The following is a 14,890-nucleotide window of genomic DNA, read 5'->3' on the forward strand; positions in this document are numbered from 1 at the left end:
GCTGCTACCCTGTAGGTGTCTTTGCCGAAGTTTCAATTGGCCTTGGTTAATTTCAATGAGGAGACCCTATGCCGCTGCCTCCGGATGCTGGAGCTTGGTGGTGGGTATTGTTGGCCTCTGTAGCGGCTTGTATTCCTCTATTCTTTCCGGGGTTTTGGCTGACCAACTTTTATTCCAACCTGTTCAAAGCCTGGTTTGGACACGCCTTTGCCGAGGGGTTGGGACTGGGGGGCCTGTTTCTCACGATAGTGCTGAGTGTTCTCTATCCTCTGGGATTCTTTTGGGGATACTTGGCGATGTTGCCGCTGCGTTCTTTGGGATCCTGGGTGTGGGGAGTGGGGATCCTGGTGGCTGGCGTGTGGACGCTGTTGGTGTTTGCTCTGTTGTACTTTGACGCTCTGGATCAGGCGCGTCGATTGTAGGAAGAGGTCAGCGCTCGAGATCTTTAAAGTATGCCTTTCATTAGCCTGCTGACGGATTTTGGCCTGCAGGATCCCTATGTGGGCATCCTGAAAGGGGTGATCTGGGGGATCGCTCCCCAAGCCCAACTGATCGACCTCAGCCACGGGATCCCGCCCCAGGATGTGGCGGCAGCCCGCTTTGCCCTGATGACCGCCTATCCCCATTTGCCTTCTGGAACCATTCACCTGGCGGTGGTGGATCCGGGGGTGGGGAGCCATCGCCGGGCGGTGGCCATCCAAACTCAAGAGGGCTATTTGGTCGGCCCCGACAACGGCCTCTTCAGCGGCGTTTTGGAGCAATCTCCACCTCTGGCTGCTGTGGAACTCAACCGGCCCCGCTATTGGCGCACCCTTTCCCCCAGCCGCACCTTTCACGGGCGGGATATTTTTGCCCCCGTGGCCGCCCACCTGGCCAACGGGATCCCGCTTCTGGAGCTGGGAGATCCCTTCGATGTGGCGGAGCTAACTCCCTGGAATTGGCCCCAGCCTCAGGAGGAGCCCAACGGCTGGCGCGGCCTCATCCAAGCCATCGACCACTTCGGCAACGGCATCACCAACCTGCCCGGCCACTGGGTGGAAGGTCGAAGCTGGAGCGCCTGGATCAAAGGGATCCCTGTCCGCTCCGCGGCCACCTTCGCCGAGGGAAGGCAAGGGGAGCTGCTGGCCCTGGTGGGCAGCTCCGGCTGGGTGGAGATCGTGCAAAATGGGGGCAACGCCAGCCGCAGCCTCGATTTCAAAGTAGGGGATGAGGTGCGCCTGCAGTGGAATGGCTAGCTCCCTCACCCCCGACCCCTCTCCCAGAGGGAGAGGGGAGACTAGGCAGGTTGGCTTTCCACCGTCACCGCTTCCGAGGGGGTTGAAGTGCCCACTTGAACTTTGACCACCCGCGCGGCATCGGCCTTGGGCAGGGTGAGGGTGAGAATGCCGTCGCGGTAGGTAGCCGAGACTTTTTCCGGCTGAATAGTTTTGCTCAGTTTGAGGGTGCGTTGAAAAGGTTGCGCTTCTACCTCTTGATAGAGCAATTCGGCACCTTCAGGGCCATGAACCTGGAGCTCGCCGCTGATGGAAAGCTGCTGGGCTGTGGCCTCAATGTGGAAACGCTCTCGATCGGCGCCGGGCGCCCACAACTGGACGGTGTAGGCCTCGCCGCTCTCCCAAACCTGCAGCGGTGTAGGGAAGACTGGGCGAGGTCGCTCTCTCGAGCTCTGCTGCCTTGGTTGCAGCCGCACGTCGAGCACCGGTGCAAAGTAAACCAATGCCATAGCCCCTCCTTGCGTAACAGGGTAGATAGATAGACAACCCAACAGGAACAGCGCTTCGGATCCCGCCGCTCGATGAACCCCCCACCTGGAAAAGCCGCCATCCAATGGGATCCAAAGCCAATCCTGCTCCAATCATCCAAGAAAGCCATTTGAACGAGGGCGGGCAAACCGATCTGCGAGAGACAGGATCCCCTCACCTCATGGAAAAGCGGCATGAGAAGCAACGGAACCATCCATTGTCCATGTAAAGCATCTTGGTCAAAACAGATGAGGTAGAGGTGAGTCAAAAAAGAGGACCGTCATGGATCCTGCTCCCATCCCCATCCGATTTCAGTGCGGCTTTTGCACGCCCTCCTGACTGCCCGCTGGCTTTGGGAGCAAGGGATCCCTGCTGGCTCCGCAACGCTGACACCCAAGGAGGCAGAATTGTGGGATCAATTGCGGGGCAACCTTTGCCGCTGCACGGGCTATCAAGCGATTTTGGAGAGCATTCAAGGGATCCAATCCAGCATTTGCTTAAGCGTTGCGGAGCAATATGGCACCTCAGCCCGTTCGCGCTAGCGGCGCGGAGCGCCAACCTAGCTCCTAGCTCAATCAGAATTGCAAATAGTTTCACAAAAACTTAAATCAAGATAACCTGATTGATTCATAGATTTTTATGGGCGATAAGCGGAGCGCAAAAAAATTAAGACTTTTGGCATACGGATCATTCCCAATGCTTGACCGGCACTAGGATAGTTATCAGGTATACCTGGCGAGATCCCATGTACGTCTACTGCACAAGAGAAGTTCTGGAAGAGGGCGCTCAATATGATCTGAAGGTATTGATAGAACGGCTGGAGCAGGGGGATCGCACGCTTTTGAGCCAGTTGTTCGACGTTCGTTATCCTTACTGGAAGCGCAACCTGCGCGACAACATTCGCTTGGTGGGCGAGCTGCGCCATCTGGGAGAGGAGTCGGTTTTGGTCTTGTTTGGCCTCTGGCCAAGAGGTAGCCATGAGTACCAGGAATTTTTAGATCGGCGGGAGGCTCGCGACTATCAAGAGCGGGTGAGAAACTGGGCTCCTGACGGCCAGTTGCAGGATTGGCTGGCAGAAAGGCGGTGTAAAAAATTACAAGAGGAAAATGGACAAAACCGGCTTCCTCCTTTGCCCGATGAGCTGTATGAATGGACACAGTTTTTGAATGCTCCCAATCGGCAGGAGCGGCTGGTCTTGGAAAGTGGGGAATGGGTGTGGCAAGTGCAAGCCCTTTCTCCAGAGCAGCGGCGCCAGGTTTATCGGGCGGTGGCCGAGTTTGTTGCCAATGAGACAGGCGAGATCTACCGCCAGCTCCCCAGCTTTTATCCAGGGGCAGAGGTTAAATGCTGGCAAGAGGGATCCCTGCATCTGGTCCTCAGCCTGGTGCGGCTGTGCGAGCAGCAAGGGGTCTTCTTTCCATTTCTCGTCGGGGTTTACGACCATAGCCCAGAGCAAAAAGAACGGTTTGAGCTGGGAGGTCGAACCTGCCTCTTTGGGATGGGGGCCAAGCAGCCGGATATTCTCCAGCACCCACAACCGTTGGAGGTATGGAAGCGGTACGCCCGTCGCGCCTACCCGGACTACATCGTGGCGGATGAGACCCTTTGGCTGGAAATGCAGGAGAGCACAGAGGGAAACCTGGCTTTGTCCATGGAGGAGGAAGAAATCCTGCAAAGCACATCTATGCCCCTGCTGATCAACGGGCGAGCCGGCAGCGGCAAGTCTTTGATGTTGTACTATCGCTTTGCCGACTATTGTAGCCACTACCTCAAAACTTCAAGGCAGGGAACTTCTCCCTACCACCCTCTCTTTTTGACCTATAGCGCCAGTTTGGTGCAGCAAGCTCGCGACAGGGTGAGCACAATTTTGCGCATTAGCCATCGCTATCGTGAGGAGGGCTATAGCTTTTCAGCCGAAGAAATTCGGCAGTGTCGAGCTTTTTTTAGGACTTTTCAGGATTACCTGTTGAGCTGCCTTCCCCCTGAGCGACAGGAACGCTACCAACCGGATCAGTATATCAATTTTTATCGATTTCAGAACTGGTATCGCTGTCGCCATGATGTGGATCTAGAGTTGGCTTGGCACACCATTCGCACCCTGATCAAAGGCTATGAGGTAAGCGATTACTTGGATCCCGATGGCTATCGGGAAGTGCCCGAGGCCGACCGCAGTGTGGATGAAAGATCCTTTGAGCAGATTTACAAAGGGATTTGGCCAAGCTATCAGGAACGCATCACTCGCGAGGGCTACTGGGATGATCAAGACTTAGCTAGAGATGTGTTGCAAAATGGCACGCTTAACCCAATCCATCCGGTCATCTTTTGCGATGAGGTTCAGGACTTTACCCAACTTGAGCTGAATATTATTTTCTGTTTATCCCCTTGGGGGAAATACAAGTTAGATTGGGCCGTTGAGCGCCTGCCCTACGCCTTTGCCGGGGATCCCTTACAAACCATTAACCCAACAGGATTTCGTTGGGCTGCCCTGAAAAAATATCTCTACGAGCATATCCGCGCCTACCTATTGCCAACCCATCCCTTTAGGATCGAGGATCCCCAAGAGCTGAAAAATAACTATCGTAGCAACCCCCAAATTACTCGTTTTAGCAATGTGGTCAATCTATGGCGGCGGGTCCTCAGCGGCAATCGAGAAATCTATCCCCAGCAGCCCTGGCGTTCTCAAGAGCAAGGTATACCAGTTCAACAATTTGTGCTGGATGGCCAGGAAAAAAATTTAATTGAAAGTGAATTGAGAAATATGCTTAGCGACCTCACAGGAACAGTTTGTGTCTTACCCTGTTCTACAGGGGATGAGCTAAACTATGTGAGGCGGGATCCCGAACTTCAAAAAGTCTATGCCGAGGAGTTAGAGCAGAATCTCAAACCACCTCTTCTACAAACTGTTACAGCCGTCAAGGGAATGGAGTTCAAAAAAGTTATTCTCTACAAATTTGGAGACTACTACCGGCAGAAATTCGATCAAAACCTTAAACATTACACCCGGAGAGGCAGAGGAGAACTGGGCTTACAGTACTTTCTCAACCAATTGTATGTTGGTATTACCCGCCCCACTCAGGCTTTGGCTATTGTGGACACTTCTGCTGGTTGGCGGGAATTCTGGAACCCGAGCTTAGAACTTAACTTTTGGCTCGATCATCCTTCTCTGGAAGAGGATTGGTCAAAATGGAACACTGATCCGCCACTGCTGGGCTGCCCCGTCAAAGCCATGAATATCCAATACTGGACAAATACCAGCCTGAAAGATTTGCTGGAGTCGGCTCTTGAGCTACTTGGGCGCGGCGTAGAAGAAGGTAACCTTTCGCTGCTTGAGGATGTTCAAACTCTGGTGCAGAAAGCAGATAACCCGCAATTAGAGCAAGAATGTCGGGCTTGGATCTTCAAGCTCCGGAAGGAATATCTTTCAGCAGGACAACAGTTCCTGAGCTTGGAGAAGTCGGCTCTGCCCGGTAAAAATCTCAAACGAGAAGCCTGGGAGTGCTTCTGGAGAGCAAGGGCTTGGTCGGAGCTGCAGCAGCACACTGCCACCCACTTTGCCGGGTGCCCTGGGATCCCAGACTACAGTCCTCTGGTGGATTGGATGGTGGTGACTCAAAAAACCTCTGCCAAGCCTGTGGAGCGCTTCCGACAACTGGTGCGGGTGCGAGATTGGCTGAGCACTGAAGTCATCCCCAAGAACAACGACTCCGTCCCGCTTACGCGAACAGATCCCACTTGGAAAGCCTGTGTGGAGAAGTTTTTGGCGGAACTCCAAGAAGTCCTGGACAATTTGCAAACGTTTTGTCCTGAGGTGGAGGCCCGCAGCCGGTTTTTGCAAGAGACGCTCGCGGCTTTGGGGGGAAACTTGGCCTTTCTCGGCCAGCGGCAGCCGTCTGCGGATCGGTATTACCGGATTTGGGGCACCTGTCATTTTCAGCAAGGGCAATTTAAAGAGGCAGTTGCCATTTGGGATCAAGGTGGCCAAACGGAGCATTCCCGCTACTACCGGGCCAAGATCCAACTGGAACCTTTTCCCGGCAAGGTGAGGTGGCTATCCAAAGACCGGCAGGACGCAGCAGTGGTGAGCAAATGGCAGGAGGCGGGACGTCCCCTCGCGGGCGAGTGGGAGGAGTACATCGACGATGTCATCCTCAGCCTGGAACGCTTGAAAGAGTGGCCGCTGCTGCTGCGAGTCCTGATCCGGCGCCGCCAGTGGGAGAAGCTCTGGAAAGCGGTACAGGCCCACCCGCAGGCGTGGCAGCGGGGACACGATTACGAGCTGGTGGCCTGTATGGCTCGAGATCTCCAGACCAACTGGGAAGAGCTGAGGCGGAAATCCCCTGGGCTGCGAGATTTTCTTCAGGAAGTGGTAAGCAGTGTGCGCGGGGAGCACGCTTGGTGGCTGCAGCCGCTGGAGGTGGGCCTGGCCTACGAGCGACTGGGCCGCTACCGAGACGCGCTCAGGTTTTATGAGCGCTTCACCGAAGGCAGAATCGGTAGAATCCCAAGATGGCAACGCTCTCAGATTCGGCAGCGCTGGCTTCTGGTTCACAAGAAGTATCGAGATTCTCTGCAGGCGGAGGGGCGACCGACCGATCTTTTGGCGGAGGAGTTTAGCCGCGCTCAAGAGCGCTGGCGTGAGCAACTGCCCCAGGCAGAGCCTGAGCTGGAGGAACGGGATCCCTGGGCCTATGACTTTCTTGAGTACCCCAGCCCTGTTCAAAGTTGGCTGCTGCAGCAGGCTCAAACCGACGCCCAGAGACGACTCAGAGCGGAAATTGCCCAAGCGCTGGAGCAACTGGACGAACGACAATTGCAGCAGGTGCAAAGCTGGATCCAGCGCTTCTTGTCCATAGATCCACCCCGGCTCTAGAGGCAGGTTAGAGCTATGGCAAGAGCTGCCGCAGGCGCTCCAGGGCGCGTTGGTTTTCTGCGGGGGTGCCCACCGTCAGGCGCAGCCCGCCGCCGGTACAGCGCACGCAAGTTCCCAGCTCTTGCCAGGCCCGTTGTAAATCTTGGGGATCCCATCCTGCCACCCGGAAGTAGAGAAAATTGGCCTGGCTAGGCCACACCCGCACCCCCGGCAGCTCCTGCAGGGCTTGGTAGAGGGCTTCCCGCTCCTGACGGATAAGGGGTAGGTCGGCCAAAAACTCCTCGGCATGTTCCAGGGCGATCTGAACGGCCCACTGGGAGATGGCCGAGAGATTGTAGGGCAGGCGGATGGCATCCAGCACCTGGACGAGCTGCGGGTGGCCGATGGCATAGCCCACCCGGTGAGCTGCCAGGCGAAAGGCTTTGGAGAAGGTGCGCAAGATAACCCAGTTGGGGTGCTCCGCCAGCTTGGGCAGGGCCGTGTGTTGGCTGAACTCGAAATAGGCCTCATCGAGGATCACCAAAATCTCGGCGGGCAACCCTTCCACCCACTCCCACTCGGCGGTGCTCAGGCCGTTGCCGGTGGGCGAATTGGGATCCACCAAACACACCACCCGCACCCGCTGCTCCACTACGGCCTGTTGACACCGCTCCAGATCCAGGGCAAAGGTCTCGGCATGGCGCGGCACCCGCACCACCGGGATCCCCAGGCTCTGGGCCAGGATGGCGTACATGGAGAAGGTGGGCTCGGCAACCAAAATGCCGCCCCGCCCGCCCACACAGGTGGCGATGAGCAGCGAACGGATCAGTTCATCTGACCCATTGCCCAGGCTGATTTGGTCAGGATCGGCCCCGGCATAGGCGGCAATGGCCTGCTTGAGGCCCCGGTGCTGGGCATCGGGGTAGCGGTTGCTCGGGATCCCTTTTTCCCAGAGCAGCGAGAGCTTTTGCTTGAACCCTTCCGGCCAATCGAGGGGAAACTCATTGGCGTCCAGCTTGTCGGCAGCCGGGGTGGGCACGGCGTCGTAGGGCTTGAGATGAAGCAAATCGGGACGCAGATACTGCAAAGCACACATCTTCCTGACGGAGAGAAGCTCTGATCATAACAGGATCGGCCCGACCCCTCATGCCTTTGTCAGGGATCCCTGTTGACGTAATGCCTCAAAAAGGGCAATGGCCACGGCATTGCTGAGGTTGAGGCTGCGCACCGGCCCCCGCAGCGGGATGCGCACGCTGGGATAGGTTTCCAAGAACACGGGATCCAACCCCCGGCTTTCGCTGCCGAACACCAGCCAATCTCCCGGCTGATAGGACACCTCGGTGTAGAGGGCCTGGCCGCGCACGCTAAAGCACCAGAAACGAGCCTCAGGATGGGCCTGCAGCAAAGCCGACCAGGAGGGGTAGCGATAGAGCTGGACGTGCTGCCAGTAGTCCAGCCCCGCCCGCTTGAGATAGCGATCCGAGAGGCGAAACCCCAAAGGATCTACCAGATGGAGAGGGGTATCGGTGGCTGCACAGGTGCGGGCGATGTTTCCCGTGTTGGCCGGGATCTCTGGGGCAACCAAAACAACGTGGAAGGGCATGTCTTATTTTACTTGCCCCCAAAGCCGCGGTTACTGCCCCCTTTTTTGCCTCCACCTTTGCCCGGTTTGCGGCTGGGCTGTGGCCGGGCAGGAGGGGCTGTCGAACGTCCGCGCCAACTGGGATCCCCGCCGGGAAGAGGGGTGCGCCCGCCCCCCCACCCGGGAAAACCACCGCCCATGCCCATGTTGCGCATCATGTCGCGCATGCGCTGGAAATCGCTCACCAGTCGGCTGACATCCTCCAGCTTATGGCCAGATCCACGGGCCACCCGTCGTTTGCGGCTGACACTGCGGGCCAACAAGTCGGGATTGCGGCGCTCTTCGGGCGTCATGGAGTTGATCATGGCCTCGGCGCGGGCCAGTTGGTCTTGCCCCTTTTGCAATTGTTCCTCGCTGATTTTGCCCATCCCCGGCATCAGCCGCAACAGCCCCGCCAGGGATCCCATGCGTTTGATCAGGCGCATCTGCTTGAGGAAATCGGTGAAATCAAACTGGGCGGTCATCATCTTCTCCGCCATGCTGGCGGCATCGCCCAGGTCGATCTCTTCTTGGGCTTTTTCCACCAAGCTGAGGATATCCCCCATACCCAAAATGCGCGAGGCCATGCGATCTGGGTAAAAGGGATCCAGCGCTTCCACTTTTTCGCCGACACCGACGAACTTGATCGGCTGGCCGGAAACTTGGCGAATGGAGAGGGCCGCCCCGCCACGAGTATCCCCATCCAGCTTGGTGAGGATGGCGCCGGTGATGCCCAGGCGCTCATGGAAGGCTTGGGTAAGGCTGGCCGCCTCTTGGCCGATCATGGCGTCCACCACCAGCAAGATCTCGTGCGGCTGCACCGCCGCCTTAATCCGCTCCAGCTCGGCCATCATCTCCAGGTCGATCTGCAGGCGACCGGCAGTATCTAAAATTACATAGTCGTAGCCCTGTTCCCGCGCGGCTGCTACCCCCTGCCGGGCGATCTCCACGGGATCCGTCTTGCCCAGATCGAAAACGGGGATCTGAATTTGCTGGCCCAGAGTTTTGAGCTGATCGATAGCCGCCGGACGGTAGATATCCCCGGCCACCAGGAGGGACTTTTTGCCCTGCTTGCGCAAATACAAAGCCAGCTTGGCGCAGGTGGTGGTTTTGCCGGATCCCTGCAGGCCGGCCATGAGCACAATGGTGGGGGGCTGCTCCGCTTGGGCGATGGGCACGTTGGCCTCTCCCATCACCTTGACCAGCTCGTCATGGACGATCTTGATGAACTGCTGATCCGGCGTCACCCCCAGGATCACCTCGGAGCCCAGGGCAGCTTCCCGCACATCCTCGATAAACTGCTTCACCACCTGCAGATTGACATCCGCATCCAGAAGGGCGCGCCGCACCTCCCGCAGAGCTTCCTGAATGTTGGTTTCGGTGATTTTGTCCTGGCCGCGCAGCTTTCTCCAGGCCAATTCCAACTTCTCGGAGAGGGCATCAAACATGGGTGCTGTTTATCCTGTCAGGCGCTTCTGGGGCATTTCCTACCATAGTCCAGTTGGGGCAACTTCAGCCTGGGGATCCCAAGCGAGGCTGACCCAGAAAAACTGGTAACTTTACAAAAGTTTAAGCAACAATAGAAGGCGTTGCTTGCCGATCTCCCATGGTCAGTATCGCTTCTCTCTCCTACAGCAGCACCGACTGGCAGTTGGGCTATCGCTCTTTGCGCCAGGAGTACGACTATTGGATTACGGAGATCGAGGGGCGGATCCCGGAGCGGCTGCGGGGAACCCTATTTCGCAATGGCCCCGGCAAGCTGGAGGCGGGATCCCAGCGCTACGGCCATCCTTTTGACGGCGACGGCATGATCTGTGCCATCACCTTTGTGGCGGGGAAGGTTCATTTTCGCAACCGGTTTGTGCGCACCCCTGAGTTTGAGGCAGAGGAGAAGGCGGGCCGGGTGCTCTACCGCGGCGTGTTTGGCACCCAGAAGCCGGGAGGCTGGTGGGCCAATTTTTTGGATCTGAAATGGAAGAACCCCGCCAACACCAACGTCCTCTGCCTGGGCGACAAGCTGCTGGCGCTGTGGGAGGCCAGCGCCCCCTACCGCCTGAACCCGGCCACCTTGGCCACGGAGGGGATCGAAACATTTGCCGGCGGGATCTCCGCCAGCCAGCCTTTTACCGCCCATCCCCGGCGGGATCCCCACACGGGAGATCTCATCGCCTTCGGGGTGCGAGCTGCCCTCAACTCCACCTTGTTGCTGTACCGTCTGGATGCGCGCGGGCGCTTGCTGGAACAGCGGGACTACCGCCTGCCGGGCTTTGCCTTCCTGCACGATTTTGTCTGGACACCCCGCTACCGCATCTTTTTCCAAAATCCGGTGGTCTTCAACCCCCTGCCGTTTGTGTTGGGCTGGCGGCCGGCGGGCACCTGTCTGACCTTGAAGCCCGGAGAACCGACCCGCATCTGGCTCTTTCCCCAAGAGGGCGAGCCCCTGCAACTGGAAACAGAGCCGGGGTTTGTGTTCCATTTTGTCAACGGCTACGAAGTCGGGGAGCAGGTGGTGGTGGATGCCGTCCTCTATGAGAACTATCCTGCCCTGGAGCCAGATGCCGACTACCTGCAGATCGACTTTGCCCAGGTGCCAGCCGGCAAGCTGTGGCGGTTTGAGCTGGATCCCAAGGCGGGCAGTGTGAGGCGGGAACTGCTGCTGGATCGCTCGGTGGAGTTTCCGGCCATCCACCCAGCTCAAATGGGGGGATCCCACCGCTACATCTACATTGGAGCCACCCATGCGCCTGGCCCCAATGCTCCCCTACAGGCCATTCTCAAGTTGGATACCGCCACAGGCCGCACGCAGCAGTACAGCTTTGCCCCGCGCGGCTTTGTGGGAGAGCCGGTGTTCATCCCGGATCCGGAGAACCCAGCAGAAGAGGCGGGGTGGATCGTGACGGTGGTTTTTGATGCGGCCAGCCAGCGCTCTCAGGTGGTGATCCTGGATGCCTCAGACCTGGCTGCCGGCCCGGTAGCGCGGATCCCGTTGCGGCACCACATTCCCTATGGCCTACATGGCAGTTTTACTCCCCAGGTGTGGGTAGATGCCGATCCGAACAAAGGATAGGGGAGCGATCTGGGGATGGTTAAATCGATTTCTCTGGCTTGGAAAGCCAGACACGTTAAGTAGGGCACTGGGCGAGGCCAGGCAAGAGCTCTGCTCAGCAGATAGAGTTATGGCAAACAGCCATGGAACAGCTTGCTGGTTGAGCTCTAGCTCCCCTCTCCCACAAGGGGAGAGGGGGCGAAGCGTCTTAATTTTGCTTGCAACGACTATATTGCTTTTCCTTTTCCTGGAGCAGTTGCTATTATCTTCAGCTACGCTGGTGACAACAACAGCCGTTCTTTTGGCCGACAGACGCCTCCGACGCGAGGGAATGTGGGTTGGCCGACTGAGACGAACCAGGAAAAGCGTTGTTAGGCTGGGTGGTGTGTTGGGCAGGTCTTGGGTCGAGGGCAGAAGTAGGGCCTGTTTTTGCAACAGCAAATGTCTTGCGCTGCCAGACGAGCATCACTGCCCCTTCTTGAGCACTTAAGTTAACCTTCTGGATCGATTGCAACGGAACCGTCACAATGTCCTCAGAGCTAAGACCTCCCTTTCGATCTGTGCGGCCCCCCAGACCCAGCTCAACTGGCGAGGCCAGGGCCTCCTCCCTGCCGGGAAAAGCTGAGGATTCGGTGTCAACCGCTGGCTCTGCTCGCGGTAGCGGGACGGAGTCTTTGCAGCCTGTTGTCGGTACCACTGCTACTTTGGCGACGACGAAAGCGGCGGAAAGAGAGCGAGTCTGTTTGGAACCCATCCCGCCGCCTGGGGAGAAGATGCAATACCGGGCGATTGGCCTCATCGAGGGACAGTACATTCCTTCCCCTGGGCACTTTACCCGCGGGGTCTTACGTACCTCAGATGGCTTGGAGCTGAATGCCGTATTGCTGGGCCGGGTGATGAGTCTGGTACGTAAGCACCTACAGCCAGACCGCAACTACCTGTGGGTGGTCTATCCTCGCACCCGCGACAAGAGCGAAGATCTGCACGTGCAGCTGATGGGGGTGTGGGCCCCCGAAGAAATGGGGCAGACGCTCCCTGAGGGCTCCCGTCCGGCGGTGGTGCCGGATTGGTTTTCCATTCGGGGCGAGGTTGTTTTTCAGTCCCAGGAGAAAGGGTTTATCATCGTCAAAATTCGCCAATCGGGCAAAAAAACCTCTGCCAGCCCTTCTTCTCAGCGGAGCAAGGATCCCGTCCCGCCTACCCGAATAGCTCCCAAGCCCCAAGCCTTCAAATTGCGCCTGATCGGCTCCCTGCCGGGCAAGGAGGTAGGCAATTTCTGGGATCTACAGGTGCGTCGCCGCGGATCCCTGCTCTACGTAGAGGCGGGAACTCCCATCGGCCCTGTGCTCAAAGCGCCGCCGCGCCCCCGCCTGAAGCACTCAACGCCCCGCCCCAAAGTCAAGAAGGGCTCTCTTCCCTCGTCTTCAGGTCAGCAGTCTATTTCAGATCAACTTTATCCGCCGCGGGATCCGGCCAAAGTTCCCAAACCGGTCAAGAAAAAGCGTCCATAATCTCTTCTATAGATTCTTCTCTGGATTAGAGCTCAGTAGAGTTCTCCTCCCAATCTTCCGGTTTTAATAGCCCTTTTATCTTGGTTGTGCCGTGACAGAGTCAAACCTACCCCCCAACAAAGATGAGTTTATTTCGCCTCGCTATCCCTACTGGGGCGAGGTGAGACCCCAGAATTTGGTTTTCGATGCCAATTTACAAGAATTCAGCAACAGGGTGTCTTTGATCTGTGGCCTGGAAACGGGGGGCAAGATCACCCCGGAGGAAGCCTATCGGCAGATCAAACAGCTCTGGAAACAGCTCAAAGAAACCAAGAAAGCCATCTTGGACGACCCGCAGTGGCAGGAGCCTCCCCCCGAATTGCCGGAGGAAGAGTAGCCGGCTGGATCCCTTGGCTCGCAACCCCTGCTGGCTAACTGCAAACGGCGTCTGGTGGGCGCGGAGCCCTTGCCATTGCCAACAAGACAACGCTCAAGCGCTCTGTGCCGCTGAGACCATCACTTTCAGCTTCTCTCCCAAAAGGAGGGGAGAGTTGGAAGCCCAGGGCTGTGAAGGGTGTCTGTAACTGGCCTAGGGCAGGCCCCAAGCTCTGGCCTGCTCCGCCAGCCAGCCCTCGGCGCGCAGGTTCTCCAGTTCTCGGCGCACCCGCAGCCGCAATTCAGCATGCTCCAGCCCCTTGGGCAGGGCAATGGCCAGCCCCACTGTCGCCAACGGGGATCCCAGAAACTGAAACTGGGGGTGCTCCGCCAGCCACCCCGCCAGCACCGAGCGATCCGCTGCCCAGGCCTGCACCGCCCCTTTTAGGAGCAATTCTGCCCCTTCCTGGTAGGAATCCACCGCCACCAACTCAACCCCTGGGAGGTAGCGCTGGAGGTGGGGAATGGCGGCCGATCCGCGCAGGACGGCAATCCGCGCGCCGCGCAGCTCTGACCAGCTCGTCCAGTTTTGGGAACGGGCCACAACCAGGCTGGGGCCATCGGGGTAGTAGGCCGAGGTGAACTCCACCTGGCGCGCCCGATCCGGTGTGATGCCGATCTGAGCGATGGCCAGATCCACTTCCCCTGCAGTCAGCACCTGTAGCCGCTCCACATTGGCCACTGGCACCAGCTCCACCGCCGACGGGGATCCCAGCAGCCGGGATCCCAGCTCGCGGGCTAGGTCAATCTCAAACCCCTGCAGCTTGCCTTCGGCATCGCGAAACCCCAACGGCTTCAGGTTGTCTTTGACTGCAACTCGCAACTGACCCGAACGAACAATCTCTGACCAGGGACGGGCAGCGGCAGGGATCCCTAGGCAAACTAAGGCCAGGCTGGCCGCCCAGCAAGACCTCTGGATCGCCGAGGCCAACGGAGACCGAGATCCCATCCCCTTCAGGCGGTGCGGGACTGGCGGGCCGCAGCCACCACTTGGGTGAAGGCTTCGGGATCCAGGAAAGCCAAGCGGGCCAACATTTTGCGATTGAGCTGGATATTGGCTTTTTTGAGGCCGTCGATGAACTCGCTATAGCGCAGGCCCTGGGCGCGGGTGGCGGCATTGATGCGGGCAATCCAGAGGCGGCGAAAATCCCGCTTCTTGCGGCGGCGATCCCGGTAGGCACTGCGCAGGGCCTTCATCACCTGCTGGTTGGCGGTGCGGAACAGCTTAGAGCCGGCTCCGCGAAAGCCTTTGGCCAGCTTGAGGATCTTCTTGCGACGCTTGCGGGCAACATTGCCCCGTTTGACTCTCATGGCGGTAACTCAATACAGACAGATGGATACAAGGGCGAACAAGCCTTGAGACTTTTGGCCTGCCGTGGCGATCGGCTCACCCTAGGCTGAGGGAGTGGAGGAAGCGGCGCAACGGGATCCCACCTAGTGGGTGTTGGGCAGCATCAGGCGCACGTTGGCCAGATCCCGTTCATCCACCAGGGCCACGCCGGCCAATTTGCGTTTGCGGTTGGTGGTTTTGTGCTCAAGCAAGTGGTTGTGCCCGGCCCGGCGACGCATGAACTTGCCGCTGCCGGTGAGGCGAAAGCGCTTGGCGGCTGCCTTGCGAGTTTTGATTTTGGGCATGGCAATAACCCCAGAAATGGCCAGGGGAAAGGTCACAGTCTCCTAGCATAAGCTAGGGAAGTCCAAGAAAGC

General features: G+C 58.2%; 14 protein-coding genes. 7 read left to right on the plus strand and 7 right to left on the minus strand.

The window, feature by feature from the left end; all coding sequences use genetic code 11:
• The first annotated feature begins 68 nt into the window (after positions 1–68).
• Together NW858_RS09730 and NW858_RS09735 are read left to right on the plus strand one after the other, a co-directional pair.
• Positions 69–422 carry a hypothetical protein gene (locus NW858_RS09730; protein ID WP_414520393.1) on the plus strand — a complete coding sequence of 118 codons (354 nt, stop codon included), beginning with the start codon at positions 69–71 and terminating at the stop codon, positions 420–422.
• A 30-nt stretch (positions 423–452) separates the two neighbouring features.
• Positions 453–1,235, plus strand: coding sequence for an S-adenosyl-l-methionine hydroxide adenosyltransferase family protein (locus tag NW858_RS09735; RefSeq protein ID WP_414368258.1), 783 nt, complete (start codon positions 453–455; stop codon positions 1,233–1,235).
• Positions 1,236–1,276: 41 nt separating this feature from the next.
• Here NW858_RS09735 and NW858_RS09740 read toward each other — a convergent pair whose 3' ends face one another.
• Complete coding sequence (locus NW858_RS09740) at positions 1,277–1,723, minus strand: Hsp20/alpha crystallin family protein (protein WP_414333784.1); 447 nt, start codon at positions 1,721–1,723, stop codon at positions 1,277–1,279.
• 342 nt (positions 1,724–2,065) lie between these two features.
• Here NW858_RS09740 and NW858_RS09745 point away from each other — a divergent pair, with 342 nt between their 5' ends.
• Both NW858_RS09745 and NW858_RS09750 read left to right on the plus strand, forming a co-directional pair.
• On the plus strand, positions 2,066–2,284 hold the full coding sequence (locus tag NW858_RS09745; RefSeq protein ID WP_414368632.1) for a 2Fe-2S iron-sulfur cluster-binding protein: 219 nt from the start codon (positions 2,066–2,068) through the stop codon (positions 2,282–2,284).
• 203 nt (positions 2,285–2,487) lie between these two features.
• On the plus strand, positions 2,488–6,612 hold the full coding sequence (locus NW858_RS09750) for a hypothetical protein (RefSeq protein ID WP_414520394.1): 4,125 nt from the start codon (positions 2,488–2,490) through the stop codon (positions 6,610–6,612).
• Between the two features lie 13 nt (positions 6,613–6,625).
• Here NW858_RS09750 and NW858_RS09755 read toward each other — a convergent pair whose 3' ends face one another.
• From NW858_RS09755 to ffh, 3 genes are read right to left on the minus strand one after another with little or no spacing between them, the layout of a single operon-like run.
• Positions 6,626–7,687, minus strand: coding sequence for a histidinol-phosphate transaminase (locus NW858_RS09755; protein ID WP_414520395.1), 1,062 nt, complete (start codon positions 7,685–7,687; stop codon positions 6,626–6,628).
• A 48-nt stretch (positions 7,688–7,735) separates the two neighbouring features.
• Complete coding sequence (locus NW858_RS09760) at positions 7,736–8,194, minus strand: tRNA (cytidine(34)-2'-O)-methyltransferase (protein WP_414333789.1); 459 nt, start codon at positions 8,192–8,194, stop codon at positions 7,736–7,738.
• Between the two features lie 8 nt (positions 8,195–8,202).
• Positions 8,203–9,660: a signal recognition particle protein gene (gene ffh, locus NW858_RS09765; RefSeq protein ID WP_414333791.1), complete on the minus strand. Its 1,458-nt coding sequence runs from the start codon at positions 9,658–9,660 to the stop codon at positions 8,203–8,205.
• A gap of 158 nt (positions 9,661–9,818) precedes the next feature.
• Between ffh and NW858_RS09770 the strand changes: the two genes are divergently transcribed.
• The 3 genes from NW858_RS09770 (at position 9,819) to NW858_RS09780 (ending at position 13,145) form a co-directional block, all read left to right on the plus strand.
• Positions 9,819–11,279, plus strand: a complete 1,461-nt coding sequence (locus NW858_RS09770; RefSeq protein ID WP_414520396.1) for a carotenoid oxygenase family protein — start codon at positions 9,819–9,821, stop codon at positions 11,277–11,279.
• Positions 11,280–11,890: 611 nt separating this feature from the next.
• Positions 11,891–12,769: a hypothetical protein gene (locus tag NW858_RS09775; RefSeq protein WP_414347462.1), complete on the plus strand. Its 879-nt coding sequence runs from the start codon at positions 11,891–11,893 to the stop codon at positions 12,767–12,769.
• 91 nt (positions 12,770–12,860) lie between these two features.
• Positions 12,861–13,145, plus strand: coding sequence for a hypothetical protein (locus tag NW858_RS09780; RefSeq protein ID WP_414333797.1), 285 nt, complete (start codon positions 12,861–12,863; stop codon positions 13,143–13,145).
• A 192-nt stretch (positions 13,146–13,337) separates the two neighbouring features.
• Here the strand turns inward: NW858_RS09780 and NW858_RS09785 are convergent, their stop codons facing one another.
• The 3 genes from NW858_RS09785 to rpmI all read right to left on the minus strand — a co-directional run bounded on the left by NW858_RS09785 (position 13,338) and on the right by rpmI (position 14,818).
• The gene (locus tag NW858_RS09785) at positions 13,338–14,132 is read right to left on the minus strand and encodes a transporter substrate-binding domain-containing protein (RefSeq protein ID WP_414520397.1); all 795 of its coding nucleotides are present in this window, start codon (positions 14,130–14,132) and stop codon (positions 13,338–13,340) included.
• A gap of 5 nt (positions 14,133–14,137) precedes the next feature.
• On the minus strand, positions 14,138–14,494 hold the full coding sequence (rplT, locus tag NW858_RS09790) for a 50S ribosomal protein L20 (protein WP_414333801.1): 357 nt from the start codon (positions 14,492–14,494) through the stop codon (positions 14,138–14,140).
• 123 nt (positions 14,495–14,617) lie between these two features.
• Positions 14,618–14,818, minus strand: a complete 201-nt coding sequence (gene rpmI / locus NW858_RS09795; protein ID WP_414333811.1) for a 50S ribosomal protein L35 — start codon at positions 14,816–14,818, stop codon at positions 14,618–14,620.
• Between the last annotated feature and the right edge of the window lie 72 nt (positions 14,819–14,890).

Origin of the sequence: Synechococcus sp. H55.10, from assembly GCF_047502715.1 — a bacterium.
Taxonomy (GTDB): Bacteria; Cyanobacteriota; Cyanobacteriia; order Thermostichales; family Thermostichaceae; genus Thermostichus.

Coding starts and splice junctions, on each gene's coding strand:
- NW858_RS09730 (WP_414520393.1), top strand. CDS start 69: ATGCCGCTGCCTCCGGATGCTGGAGCTTGGTGGTGGGTATTGTTGGCC.
- NW858_RS09735 (WP_414368258.1), top strand. CDS start 453: ATGCCTTTCATTAGCCTGCTGACGGATTTTGGCCTGCAGGATCCCTAT.
- NW858_RS09740 (WP_414333784.1), bottom strand. CDS start 1,723: ATGGCATTGGTTTACTTTGCACCGGTGCTCGACGTGCGGCTGCAACCA.
- NW858_RS09750 (WP_414520394.1), top strand. CDS start 2,488: ATGTACGTCTACTGCACAAGAGAAGTTCTGGAAGAGGGCGCTCAATAT.
- NW858_RS09755 (WP_414520395.1), bottom strand. CDS start 7,687: ATGTGTGCTTTGCAGTATCTGCGTCCCGATTTGCTTCATCTCAAGCCC.
- NW858_RS09760 (WP_414333789.1), bottom strand. CDS start 8,194: ATGCCCTTCCACGTTGTTTTGGTTGCCCCAGAGATCCCGGCCAACACG.
- ffh (WP_414333791.1), bottom strand. CDS start 9,660: ATGTTTGATGCCCTCTCCGAGAAGTTGGAATTGGCCTGGAGAAAGCTG.
- NW858_RS09770 (WP_414520396.1), top strand. CDS start 9,819: ATGGTCAGTATCGCTTCTCTCTCCTACAGCAGCACCGACTGGCAGTTG.
- NW858_RS09785 (WP_414520397.1), bottom strand. CDS start 14,132: ATGGGATCTCGGTCTCCGTTGGCCTCGGCGATCCAGAGGTCTTGCTGG.
- rplT (WP_414333801.1), bottom strand. CDS start 14,494: ATGAGAGTCAAACGGGGCAATGTTGCCCGCAAGCGTCGCAAGAAGATC.
- rpmI (WP_414333811.1), bottom strand. CDS start 14,818: ATGCCCAAAATCAAAACTCGCAAGGCAGCCGCCAAGCGCTTTCGCCTC.